Below are 12408 nucleotides of genomic sequence, written 5' to 3'. Positions count from 1 at the left end.
GTTCGCGACCATCATCATGGCCGTGCTCGAAGTCCGCTTCGCGCCCGGCTGGAGGCGGCAGGCGAAACTGGGGTCAGCCGAGTCGGCTGAGGAGGCTGCGAAAGCCAAGGTGACATGGCGGCGATTCCGCGTCGCCCTGCCGCTCCTTTTCGGGATGTTCGCGGCGTTTTTCGCTTCCACCATGTGGGAGCACCTGATCGAGCCGCTGAACTGCGTGGCCAACTGCGAGGCGCAAGACCCGACCGAGAAGATCTGGGGCCATGTCGGCGTCCATCAGGAGTACTTTGCCCAGGCGAGCCAGATCATCCCGCTCCTGCTCATCGCCGTGGGGGTGGAAGCGCGGCTCTTCGACCAGTTGCGCCGAGGAGCCATCGAACGAACTCTGATCTTGGTCACCGTGCTGACCTTGTGTGTCGGCGAGATGCTCGCTATCTCCGCCATCACTTTGGAGACACTGAACCCGTGGCATGAGTACACCGCGTTCGTCGTCACAGCACAGGCATGCTCGATCGCGCTCATCGCCCTCCTGTGGGCGCTCGCTCGGTCAGGCCGAACGACAGGAGTCAGGTGGCCTCCAGCGAGAAGGGCACGGCGCACGGCCATGCGGTAGCGGTACGTCGAGTGCAACCGGCAGCAGGGCGAATCCCGCGTTCGCCGAGACGGCGCGGGGCTCGTAGCAGCCGCTTGCAGGTGCGGTAGTCCGGGCTGAGGGTCTGGTTTCCTTCGGGCTGCCTAGTCGGTGTGTGAAGTCCGATTCCAGCGCCGTCGTAGCCGCCGTCGGCGAGGGCGGACCGCGTGCGGCGGCGGCGTCCAGCGCGCCCAGGACGTGTGTGCGGGTGGCGGTCAGGTCGTGGACGGAGCTGGGTTCGACCTCGCCGATCCACACTCTCCTGGTGTTGGAAGCGCTTGAAGGTTGTCGGCGTACTGGTGGGCCTTGCCCGCGTACCAGGCGCCGATGGGGTCGTTCTTGACGCTGTCGGCCGGCTCGGCGCAGCAATCGATGGAAATCAGGGTGCCGTCTGGGAGCATGTAGGCCAGTCCTTTGGCGTGGGCGGGGTCGAACTGCAGGAAGATCCGGCGCTTGAGCTGCGAGAACCTCAATTCCCTCGTAGATGTAGCGGTAGCCGGCGGCCCAGGAGACGCGGCGGTTGCGGCCGAGCGCGGGGATGTTGTGCTCGCCTCGGAACCGGCACAGCAGCATGACCGGCCCAGGGCCGGGCTGTCTTTCGGAGGACCGCGCAGCCGGCCTTCTTTGCGCAGGAGGCAGCGAGGTGCTGACCGAGTGTGCGGGACACGTCGAGCATGGCACGGTGAGCAATCACGCGGAGTCTTCCGGCTGATCGGGTTTCCTGTGGTGAATGCTCTTCTAACGGAAGCTCCACGCTTGCTTCCGGTCTTCGACCACACCTTCCGAAAGGACCGAAACGCTAGCAGCGATGTCCAAGAAATCCCAATCATCCGAATTGTTCCGCTGAGATCGCCCCGGTGTCGGTGGCGCGATCATTAAGGAGGCCCTGGAACGGTTGTCGCCCTCCTTCTGATATCGGATGTACCGAAAACCGCTATATGTGCTGAGAATGTAGCGGCGGATTGATAACGGGCCGCCCTGCACGCGCTATGTAAGGAAATAGGAAAGGCTAAAGTGCTCTTCGAGATGGGGGATGTCTTCGGGCGACTCGGGCGGCATGAGCGCGGAGCTGACACGGCTGGACAGGGGGATCGGTGAGCTTCTTGAACCGCTTCCGACGCGCATCCACTCCACCGTCCGTGGCGGCCCCGCCATCGGCGCACAGCCCTCACCCGTCCCCTCCTCGGCCTGGCCGCCATGCGATGTCCGCTCCCGCCCCTGCGCCGCCGTCGCTACGTTCCCACGCTGCCGCGGATTCATGGCTCCGCCCGGGGGCAGGAATCACCATCGCGGGTTACAACATCATCGGCGGACTGCTCTACGTCGGCACCCATCTGGCAGCGCCATCAGGAAACAGAGCGGACCCGGCGCTGATCAACCCCACGTTGCCCGTCGACCTTCGCCAACCGGACTGGGGCGGCCAAGGGCTGGACTACTGGCCGTCCTACGGCGACATTCCGCCGCAGTCCAGGGCCGCCTACCTGGCGTGGCTCGCGGATGGACGGCGCTTTCCGCAGGTGCCGATCGGATATGTGTTCCTCTACTTCTACGGGCTGGAACGGCGAGTCCTGCACGACCTGCAACGGGACCGTTCCACTGCGGCGTTCGAGTTGCCGATCATCCACCATGAAGTCCGTCGCCTACTGGCCATCTACGGCGGCCACAACTCCTTCAAGCGCTATGCCGGACAGTTCGAGCAGGTGCTGGACGTTCTCACCGCGGGAGTTTCCGGAGCGGGCCCGGCACCAGCGCCCACGCGGGACTACCCGCCCCCGTTACGACTGCGCGCCGGTGTGGGCGTCTTCGCGGCACAGGGCGCCCCTGTGCCTGCTGAATGGGCGCTGTCTTGGATCCGCTCGCACCCGGACTACCACCCGCGTACTCCCGCCACCCGCTGTGCGGCCGAATTCGACGCGCTCTTCCTGCGGCGCTATGCCGCCCGCTATGGGCAGGGGCTTGTCGTACGGCCGGGGCGCAGGGAGGTAACGCTGGATTACCGGCCCGCCAGCGCGGGCTTGCGCGGGGTCGCCGAGCTGACCCTGCCCGGCGTTCCCGACGTGCTGGAATTCGCCGCGCCGACCCGGAAACTGACGGCCCTGGCCGACGAATGCACCTCGGAACTGGAGGCATACAGCCGCTACCTCGGCCGTGTACCCGATGGCCAGTCCTCCGTCCAGGCGCAAGCGCTGCTGCCCGCCGAGCTGGTGAATCTGTCCGGTGGCGGCGCCGGACAGACCATCGCGTGGGCGCGCCATCGGCTGGGGACACAGGATTCCGCTGTGGTCCCGGCGGGGGAGTTCTCCGCTTTCATCTCCGCCCCCCAAGAGGCGAAGCCTGCCAAAAAGGATGTCATCGCCCTGGCGCAGGTGCTGGGCAGGGCAGGTGTCGGCATCGAGCCTGATCCCCGTGTGGGTGGCGCGGTTCTCACCTCGGGGTTCATGGTGGTGTTCGCGGCGCCGGACGGTCCCACCGCCGCGGCGTCCGACGCCTACCAGGCCGCCACGTTGCTGCTCCATCTGGCAGCGGCGCTCAGCACCGCCGACGGCGACTTCGACGAGGCCGAGCAGCGCCATCTGAGCGATCATCTGGAACGGGCGCTGCATCTGACCACCGAGGAACGACGACGCCTGCACGCGCATCTGCGCTGGCTCACGGTCACTCCGGTCAAGCTCACCGGCCTCACCCGGCGTATCGCGGGCATCGACGCGGCCCAGCGCTCCTACGTGGCGGAGTTCCTCACCGCCGTGGCCGCGGCCGACGGCCGTATCTCGCCGGACGAGGTGAAGACCCTCACCAAGATCTACCGCTTGCTGGAGCTGGATCCCGCTCTCATCCCGGTCACGCCTTCGCCGGCGACGGAGCCGGTGGTCGTCCGCCCGGCCCAGCCGGAACGAGGACACGCCATCCCACGGCAGGCCACCGCGCCGCTCGTGCAGCTGGATGAGGCGGCGATCGCGGCCAAGCTGGCCGAGACCGCGCGCGTCGGCGCTTTGCTGGGCTCGATCTTCGCCGAGGACGAGGCTCCGGCGGTCGCGGCACCGTTGCCCGCTGCCGCGCCTGTCGCCGGGCTGGACGGGCAGCACTCCGGGCTGGTGCGCGAGCTGGGTTCCGCAGAACAGATTTCGCGTGCGCAGTTCGAGCAATTGGCGGCGCGTTGGAAACTTCTGCCGGACGGCGCGCTGGATCGGATCAACGAGGCCGCCTACGAGCTGGCAGGCGAGCCGCTGCTGGATGGTGACGACCCCATCTGGGTCGACAGGAACCTACTGGGAGAGATGCTGACGTGACGTCGACCGCGATCCGCCCTCGAGAGCGTGACGCCCTGCTGCAGTCCCTGCGCGCCGGCGTCGTGCCGCGCATCGGACAGCGCCACATCCAGGTGGGACGCGAGCCCGAGGTGAAAGCGCTGGTGACCGACATCGACCGCATCGCCGACGGCGGGTCGGCCGTGCGGTTCGTGATCGGCGACTTCGGCGCCGGCAAGACATTCTTCCTGCACTTGGTGCGTTCCGTCGCGATGGAGAAGAAACTCGTCACGGTGCACGCCGACCTGAACCCGGACCGACGTCTGCACTCCAGCGGCGGCCAGGCCCGCAGCCTGTACGCCGAGCTGATGCGCAACCTCGCCACCCGCGCCAAACCGGATGGGGGAGCGCTGAGCAGCGTGGTCGAGCGCTTCGTCTCCACGGCACTGGCCGAAGCCCAGCAGACGGGAGCCGACCCGTCGCAGATCATCCGCAGCAGACTGGCACACCTGGGCGAGATGACCGGCGGCTACGACTTCGCCGAGGTCATCGCCGCCTACTGGCGCGGCCACGACAGCGGCGACGAACAGCTCAAGTCCGCGGCCGTACGCTGGCTGCGCGCCGAGTACTCCACCAAGACCGAGGCCCGCTCGGCGCTCGGCGTGCGCACGATCATCGACGACGCCACGGTCCATGACCATCTGAAGCTGATGAGCCGCTTCGTCCGGCTGGCCGGCTACGACGGGCTGCTGGTGTGCCTGGACGAGATGGTCAACCTGTACAAGCTGGCCTCCACCCAGGCGCGCAACTCCAACTACGAGCAGATCCTGCGCATCCTCAACGACACCCTGCAAGGCACCGCCGCGCATCTTGGCTTCGTCTTCGGCGGCACCCCGGAATTCCTCGCCGACTCCCGCCGCGGTCTGTTCAGCTACCCGGCCCTGCACTCGCGCCTATCGGAGAACACCTTCGCCACCGGCGGCCTGGTCGACTACTCCGGCCCGGTCCTGCGCCTGGCCGCGCTCACCCAGGAGGACCTGTACGTCCTGCTGGCCAAGCTGCGCCACGTCCAAGCAGGCGGCGACACCTCCCGCTACCTGCTGGCCGACGACGCGTTGACGGCTTTCATGTACCACTGCGCCAACCGCATCGGCGATGCCTACTTCCGCACCCCCCGCACCACCATCAAAGCGTTCTGCGACCTGCTGGCCGTGCTGGAGCAGAACCCGGGCGTGGACTGGCGCCAGATCCTGCCCTCGATAGAGCCGGCACCGGAGACCAACCCCGACCTGGCGCCGCTCGACGAGGACTCCGCGGAAAGGCCCGGCGATGACGACCTCGCCTCCTTCCGGCTCTGACGCATTCGAACGCCTGCATCCCAAGGTCCAGCAGTGGATCTGGCAACAGAACTGGCGGGAACTGCGCGAGGCCCAAGAGGCCGCCATCGCGCCGATCCTTGCTGGTGACCGCGACGTGCTCATCGCGGCCGCCACCGCCTCGGGTAAGACCGAGGCGGCGTTCCTGCCCATCTGCTCGGCCCTGACCGAACAGCCGGACAGCAGCGGATTCGCCGCCGTCTACATCAGCCCGCTCAAGGCCCTCATCAACGACCAGTACGGCCGACTCGACCAGCTCTGCGCCCACTTGGGTATCACGGTCTCCCGCTGGCACGGCGACGTAGCAGCCTCGGCCAAGAGCAAGCTGCTCGACCAGCCCGAGGGCATCCTGCTGATCACCCCCGAGTCGCTGGAGGCCATGTTCGTCCTGCGCGGCTGGAAGATCCGCGACCTCATGTCCTGCGCCCGCTACCTCGTCATCGACGAGCTGCACTCCTTCATCGGAACCGAGCGAGGCGCCCAACTCCAGTCGCTCATGCACCGCCTCGACCTGGTGGCCCGCCGCCGCGTCCCCCGCATCGGACTGTCGGCGACACTCGGCGACATGGGCAAGGCCGCCGACTTCCTGCGCCCGCGATCCGGCGACGACGTCACCGTGATCGTCTCGAACAGCGACGCGCAAGAGCTCCGCCTGCAGCTACGCGGCTACGTCCAGACCGCGCCCACGATCGACCCACGTGCCAGCGCCGCCCACGAAGCCCTGGGCGAGGACGTCAGCGCCGACGACGTCGCCACCGGAGACCGGCTGGCCATCGCCGACCACCTGTTCGCCACGCTCCGCGGCTCTCACCACCTCGTCTTCGCCAACTCCCGCGCCGCCGTCGAGGACTACACCGACCTGCTCTCCCGCCGCTGCGAAAGCGCCCACGTACCGAACGAGTTCGTCCCCCACCACGGCAACCTGTCCAAAGACATCCGCGAACACGCCGAAGCCCGCCTCAAGGACCGCACCCGCCCGGCCACCGCCATCTGCACCTCCACCCTGGAGATGGGCATCGACATCGGCGCCGTCACCTCCATCGCGCAGATCGGCGCCCCTCCCGGCGTCGCCGCGCTGCGGCAACGCCTCGGCCGCTCGGGACGCCGCGGCGGACCGGCCATCCTACGGCTGTACATCAGCGAACCCGAAGCCACCCCAACCATCCACCCGGCCGACGAACTACGCGCCCACCTGGTGCAGGCCATCGCCACCGTCGAACTGCTCCTGCAACGCTGGTACGAACCCCCTCCTGCCGAGGCCCTGCACCTGTCCACCCTGATCCAGCAGATCCTGTCCCTCATCGCCCAGCACGGCGGCATCACCCCCGCCGACGCCTACCGCACCCTGTGCGCGCAAGGCCCCTTCCACGCCGTCGACAGCCCGACCTTCGCCACACTGCTGCGCGACCTCGGCACCGCCGACCTCATCCGCCAGGAGAACGACGGGCTCCTGCTACACGCGGACGCGGGGGAGCGGCTGGTCAACCACCACACCTTCTACACCGCCTTCGCCGCGCCCACCGAATACCGGATCGTCACCGAAGGCCGGACGCTCGGCAGTCTGCCCATCGAACAGCCGATACCTGAAGGCAGCCTGCTCATCTTCGCCGGCCGCCGCTGGCGCATCCTGAGCATCGACATGCACCTCAAACTCATCGAAGTCACCCGCGCCTCCGGAGGCCGCCCGCCCCGCTTCACCGGCACCGGCCCGCTCATCCACGACCGCATCCGCACCACCATGAGGCGCCTGTACGAACAGACCACGATCCCGGCCTACCTGGACGCCACGGCCCAGCACCTGCTCACCGAGGGCCGTGCCGCCTACCATCGTCTCGGCCTGCACGACAACCCGCTCGTCGGCTACGGCAACGACACCCTGCTGTTCCCCTTCCGCGGCGACGCCATCATGACCACCCTCGCCCTGGCCCTGCACATCCACGGCGTCGACGTCGCCCGTTACGGACTCGCGCTGCTGATCAGCGACACCTCACCACAAGCAGCCGCTGACCTGCTGGCGAACCTGGCCTCTGCCGGCATTCCCGACGCCCTCGACCTGGCCGGGCCCATCAGCGACAAGCGGATCGACAAGTACGACGACGTCATCGGCGAGGAACTGCTCACCCGCTCCTACAGCCGCCGACTCGACGTCACCGAAACCCAAAGATCCATCACCGCTCTCGCGGCCACGACCAGCCGGACAAGAGCCGCCAGCGCCGACACGCCGACGGCACTCTCCCCGCCGTTCCATCGTCATCGCATAGGCTGCCTGCCTTACGCGGTCGTGGACGTGGAGACCACCTCCCTCGACGCACGCAAGGCCCGCATCGCCGAAATCGCGATCATCCGCCTCCACCCTGACGGCAGCGAAGACCGGACCTACTCCACCATGGTGAACCCCGGACGCGGACCAGGCCAAACCCACATCCATGGCCTCACTCAAGGTGAGCTAGCAGCAGCACCACATTTCCCGCAGATCGTCGGAGACGTGGCGGCGATGCTCGACGGCGCGGTGATCGTAGCCCACAACGTCCGCTACGACAGCGAAGTGCTCAGCACCGAATTCGCCCGTGCAGGGCTTGCCCCCGACAACCTGATGACCCTGTGCACCCTGCACTTGTCCCGCCGCTTCGGGCCTCCGCTACCCTCCCACCGTCTTTCCGACTGCGCCGCCGCCGAAGGAATCGACACCGGCAGGGCACACCACGCCGAAAACGACGCCCGTACATGCGCCAGATTGCTGCAGATCTATCTCGCACGAGCAGCGGCAGAAGGGCTGTACTGGTTCAGTGAGCTTGGCACCTCCGGACAACTCCCAGCCGCGCCATGGTGCTCGGCACCTGCCTCAGGTCTTGCCAAGCGACGCGTCCTGCTGGGGTGATGACAGCCATACCCGCACTGCTCGACCTGCACATCGACGAACGCCAGGGGTGCCGGCCGCTTACGTTCCGGCGTCAAAGAAGCCGAAGTCCCAGCCGGGACGGCACCGCTGTGCCCTGGTACCTCCGGGTGTCGGCGGGCGCAAGGGGGTGACGCCTTTCCTGAAGGCACCTGTGAACGGACATGAGGAACTCCAGGTGGACGGACATGGACGTCCTTGTCCGCGGACAGTGGTTCTCCAGGTATACGGCCATGTAATTCTCGGTTCTGCGGACATCGGGGAGGGCGTGCTTGCGGCAAGGGATCGGAGTGGCCGGGGCCTCACGATCGCCTGGGGGTGGCCGGCGTAGGGCGATGGTCGGGGGCGATCGGCGCCGCAGGGCCTCCTTCGTCGGCCCCACGGCATCGGAGTGCTCCTGTGACGCCGAGACGCGAACGGCGTCGGCGAGCTCGGCGTCTAGGAGCACCCTCAGCGGGACGCCGTGCAGGCCTCCGCCGAGGGCTCACGGTCCGTCCACCGGGAATTCTCGTGGCCGCCTACCTGGAGTCCCGTGGCCATTCACCTGGCACAGGACGTCCGCCGACCAGGAGTTCTAGTGACCGCTTACAGCACCTTGCGCCACACAACTACGCAACTTGGCGGCGTGTGTCCGCCAGCCGCTCCGGTCGGCTGAGACCGTGTCCTGCCACGGCGTGTCCAGGAGCGGGATGACCGGCCAGCCGCGGCGCCGGCCGAACAGCCCACACCAAGGCAAGTAGCCCGACCGCAGCCGCCGCGCCAGTGGATCAGCGGGAGATCCGTCAGCCGCGGCGAAGACCTAGCCGGACGCGCGCGGGATGGACGGTCCTGGGGCCCGAGGGGCAGGTCGTCACTGTCGTGGAGGCTCAGGCAGTGGCGGCGAAGAACTACGCGGCTAACTGCGAGTGCAAGAGATGTACCGGACACGGCTTGTCCAGGACCGGACAGCGCCGCGTGACAACCTGATCACGCATTCGGCCGTCTCATCTCCTGTCACTCCCATCCCCCGAACCACAGGAGAGCGGATGCTCCGTCGTCTCGTTCCCGCCGCCGCTGCCGGGACCCTTGCCCTCGCCGTCGTCGCCGCGCCGGTCGAGGCCGCCAACCCGCCCGTGATGTTCACGAAGGTGTACTACGACTCGCCGGGCAACGACACCCGTTCCAACAGCAGCCTGAACGCCGAGTACGTCGTCCTGCTCAACACGACCAAGAAGGCCATCCAGCTTGAAGGCTGGGTGCTGCGGGACAAGACGGGCTACAAGTACCGGTTCCTGCCGTTCCTTCTCCGGCCGGGCAAGACTGTCACCGTCAGGACGGGATCCGGCAACGATGGCAGCAGCGGCGTGTTCTGGAACCGCCAGCAGTACGTATGGAACAACGACGGCGACATCGCGGGCATCTACCGGGCGTCCGATATGAAGAAGATCGACACCTGCTCGTGGGGCAGCGCGGGCGACTGGACGGCCTGCAAGTAGACGCCTGACACGAAGCGAGGCTCCCGCTCGCGCCTGGATCGCGATGGCGAAGCGGGGGCCTGAGGTCTTCTGTCCGCATTCTGCTGGACGCATCTTCGGCGTTACCGCCGACACGCCCAAAACCGCAGGTCACACACTGTACGGCGGCACCATCGCCGATCCTGTGGTCTGTTTGAGATCTTCGCTTCTGTCTCGCCTCGTTTCCCTGACCAGGCGAAACGCCTGGCCCGAGGCGGAGACGGAAGGGCCGTCGTCATGCGCCGCATCGCCGTACCCGCCCTCAGCGCCGCCACTCTGCTCCTGCTCACACCGCTCGCCACCAGCGCCGCACCCGCCGGCCCGCCCGGCATCCCCACCGCCATCGAAGCCAGATCCGAGCTCGGCGCTATCACCATCGCTGAGGAAGTACACGCCGACACCTACGACCGGAAGAAGTTCAACCACTGGGCCAAAGTCCAAGGCGAGTGCGACGCTCGCGAGACGGTACTCATCCGCGACGGCGAGAACGTTGAAACCGACGCCACGTGCAAGGCGATCTCCGGCACCTGGACCAGCCCATACGATGGCGGGGTCTGGACCGACCCCCTCGATCTCGACATCGACCACATGGTGCCGCTCAAGCAGGCATGGGTGTCCGGCGCCTGGGCGTGGACGCCGGAGAAGCGCAAGGCGTTCGCCAACTCGCTGGACGACTCCCAGCTGTGGGCGGTGACCGACAACGTCAACCAGTCCAAGGGCGACAAGGACCCCGCCCGGTGGAAGCCTCCGCTGCAGTCGTTCTCCTGCGAGTACGCCCGCTCGTGGATCGACGTCAAGCACGACTGGGGCCTGTCCATGGAGCCGGCGGAGAAGGAAGCGCTCATCGAGATGCTCGCCACCTGCTGAACGCCTCCTACGCCGTAGAACACGAGCAAGCCCGCCCAGTCCTGACGAAAGACTGAGCAGCAGCCGACCAGTTGTTGGGCGCCGTGCCCTTCCCCGGCCAGAGCGGCGAGCTTGAGGGCGGCGGCCGGTTCGACGCCCAGCTCGTGGGCTGCGGCCAGTACAGCGTCGGCCGCGTTGGGATGCTGAGGTAGGTGACGCTGGGTGGCGGCGAGCAACTGGGCGGGGGTTTCGGGGGCGAGGCCGAAGTCGTCGGCGATGGCGCGCCCGGCCAGGGTTGACGGAGCAGACGCCGGTTTCGGGCAGCTGTACCTGCCGGGTGGCCTGCCAGTCACCGGTCAGGGTGACCGCCACGCTGTGGGCCTGCTGGTAGCCGGTGATCAGAGGTAGGTGGGGGCAAGGCGTAACTGTTGGTGCGGATGGCGTACGTGACCGGGCTCGGGGTGGGTCAGCTCGTCGGCGCCGTGTGGGCGGAGGGTGCCGCAGGAGTGGTCGTTGGCCCGCCGGAGTCCGGTGCGGTTTGAAGACCTCCAGCAACAGTTCCGGAAAGTCCAGCCGGGGCAGCATGTCAGTCAGCAGGGCGCGCAGTTCCTTCATCAGGGGCGGCTCCTCGGCCGCGCCGAACTTCTCCAGTTGCAGCCGGCCGCCGACACACCGCACTGCGGTGTTGGCGCCGAGCCCGTCCAGATGTCCTGCCGGTTCGATCTCCAGCTCCAGCGAGGATGCGTGGCCGCGCCTCCTGCTAAGCCGGCCCGTCCAGCAGTCGGGCGCGCGGATCGCTCCACCGCTCGGCCCCTTCGGCGAACACATCGCGCCAGCGCAGCACCTGGCGCAGGTGCATGACCGCACACACCACGAACGCCGCCTTGTCGATCTGCGCTCCGACACGTCCGGGTTATAGAACAGCGGCCGCCACCATGCGGACGGCGTACATCTACAGCTGGACTCCTCGCCGAGCCAGGACCTCGGCCACGGTTGGCCCGGCCGGGTAATTGCCGGACTGAATCTGCTCGGCTTCGGCGTGCATCCGCTGCCAGTCCTGCCGGTCCTGGGCGCGCGTGGCGATGCGCCGCCAGGCTGCCTGGAAATCATCCAGCGCGGCCAGGTCGACGACGTCATCATGAGTGATTGTCTGGAGCTCGGCGTCGAAGGCGAACGGCCGCGGCGTAGCCGGAATCGACGTAGTGCTCGGCCGGTACCAGGCCGCGGCGCTCCAGCGCGGCGTGGATGGGTTCGAGTTGTTTGACGTCGGGGACGGTGGCGTCCGTGGTGGCCACGTTCGTGATCACGTTAGGCGGGGTGGTGGGCGCATTGTTGCCCGGCTGTGTGCCCGGCTGTGTGCCGGACGCGCTCTCGTCTGGGGCGGGGAGGTCGTGGCAGGTCTCGCTGATGTGCACCATGAAGCCGCACCAGAACAAATCCCCTTGGCCGCCCAGCGGACGTCCACGTCGTAGGGGGAGGCCAGGCGGATACTGCCCGGCGGGAGCCCCTCTCCGCCGTCATCGAGGGACTCCCGCCGCTTGACCACCTCCCGCCCGCGGCTGCCGGTGGTGCGGGTGTAGTTCTGGACCAGCATGATCCGCAAGGCTTGCACCGCGGGCAGTTCACGCAGCCAGGCCGGGGAGAACGGCGCATACACGGCGCTCACCAGCGCATATCCGTCGGCGCCGTAGGCGATGGCCAGTTGCTCGCGCTTGGCCGCCGAGGCCGGTAGCCGCCAGGAGTCCACCCGGGCGCGGTAGCGTTCGGCCCAGCCGCTCACCTCCAGCACCCGCTCCACCCAGCCGGGCGCGGCGGCCGAGATCGCCTCCAGCGCCGCCCGCACGCATTCCCCGGCCAGCTCCAGCCGGTTCAGATCGCGGACCGCGCCGAGCACATGCGTTGAGTCGGTGCGCTGCTTGCCGCC

Annotated in this window: 8 protein-coding genes and 1 pseudogene; 6 read left to right on the top strand and 3 right to left on the bottom strand. The window is 67.8% G+C overall.

Annotated features, from left to right (window positions below; all coding sequences use genetic code 11):
- A partial coding sequence (locus AB0C16_RS39045; protein WP_357691020.1) for a hypothetical protein occupies positions 1 to 610 on the top strand: 610 nt, incomplete at its 5' end.
- A 233-nt stretch (positions 611 to 843) separates the two neighbouring features.
- Here the strand turns inward: AB0C16_RS39045 and AB0C16_RS39040 are convergent.
- Entirely contained in the window at positions 844 to 1101 is a 258-nt protein-coding gene (locus AB0C16_RS39040; protein ID WP_357691018.1) for a hypothetical protein, read from the bottom strand.
- A gap of 729 nt (positions 1102 to 1830) precedes the next feature.
- Here AB0C16_RS39040 and AB0C16_RS39035 point away from each other — a divergent pair.
- The 5 genes from AB0C16_RS39035 to AB0C16_RS39015 all read left to right on the top strand — a co-directional run bounded on the left by AB0C16_RS39035 (position 1831) and on the right by AB0C16_RS39015 (position 10505).
- On the top strand, positions 1831 to 3915 hold the full coding sequence (locus tag AB0C16_RS39035; protein WP_357691016.1) for a TerB N-terminal domain-containing protein: 2085 nt from the start codon (positions 1831 to 1833) through the stop codon (positions 3913 to 3915).
- Positions 3912 to 5231 (top strand): ATP-binding protein, encoded by a 1320-nt coding sequence (locus AB0C16_RS39030; RefSeq protein WP_357691013.1) that lies wholly within the window; start codon positions 3912 to 3914, stop codon positions 5229 to 5231. The genes AB0C16_RS39035 and AB0C16_RS39030 overlap by 4 nt, the downstream gene beginning before the upstream one ends.
- The gene (locus tag AB0C16_RS39025) at positions 5203 to 8127 is read left to right on the top strand and encodes a DEAD/DEAH box helicase (protein WP_357691011.1); all 2925 of its coding nucleotides are present in this window, start codon (positions 5203 to 5205) and stop codon (positions 8125 to 8127) included. The genes AB0C16_RS39030 and AB0C16_RS39025 overlap by 29 nt, the downstream gene beginning before the upstream one ends.
- A gap of 1043 nt (positions 8128 to 9170) precedes the next feature.
- Positions 9171 to 9620, top strand: coding sequence for a lamin tail domain-containing protein (locus AB0C16_RS39020; RefSeq protein WP_357691009.1), 450 nt, complete (start codon positions 9171 to 9173; stop codon positions 9618 to 9620).
- Positions 9621 to 9875: 255 nt separating this feature from the next.
- Positions 9876 to 10505: an HNH endonuclease family protein gene (locus AB0C16_RS39015; RefSeq protein ID WP_357691007.1), complete on the top strand. Its 630-nt coding sequence runs from the start codon at positions 9876 to 9878 to the stop codon at positions 10503 to 10505.
- Positions 10506 to 11620: 1115 nt separating this feature from the next.
- Here the strand turns inward: AB0C16_RS39015 and AB0C16_RS39010 are convergent.
- Together AB0C16_RS39010 and AB0C16_RS39005 are read right to left on the bottom strand one after the other, a co-directional pair.
- Positions 11621 to 11791: a hypothetical protein gene (locus AB0C16_RS39010; RefSeq protein WP_357691005.1), complete on the bottom strand. Its 171-nt coding sequence runs from the start codon at positions 11789 to 11791 to the stop codon at positions 11621 to 11623.
- Positions 11788 to 12408, bottom strand: a pseudogene (locus AB0C16_RS39005) (hypothetical protein); the annotation flags it as partial. The pseudogene AB0C16_RS39005 and the gene AB0C16_RS39010, both read right to left, overlap by 4 nt.

The sequence above is a fragment of the Nonomuraea sp. NPDC048916 genome (assembly GCF_040649575.1).
GTDB lineage: Bacteria > Actinomycetota > Actinomycetes > Streptosporangiales > Streptosporangiaceae > Nonomuraea.
The sequence above is the reverse complement of the archived record's forward strand: the minus strand, read 5'-3'. Positions and strand labels throughout refer to the sequence as shown.

Excerpts from the sequence above, each read along its gene's own strand:
- AB0C16_RS39035 (WP_357691016.1), top strand. The coding sequence starts at position 1,831 with ATGTCCGCTCCCGCCCCTGCGCCGCCGTCGCTACGTTCCCACGCTGCC.
- AB0C16_RS39025 (WP_357691011.1), top strand. The coding sequence starts at position 5,203 with ATGACGACCTCGCCTCCTTCCGGCTCTGACGCATTCGAACGCCTGCAT.
- AB0C16_RS39020 (WP_357691009.1), top strand. The coding sequence starts at position 9,171 with ATGCTCCGTCGTCTCGTTCCCGCCGCCGCTGCCGGGACCCTTGCCCTC.
- AB0C16_RS39015 (WP_357691007.1), top strand. The coding sequence starts at position 9,876 with ATGCGCCGCATCGCCGTACCCGCCCTCAGCGCCGCCACTCTGCTCCTG.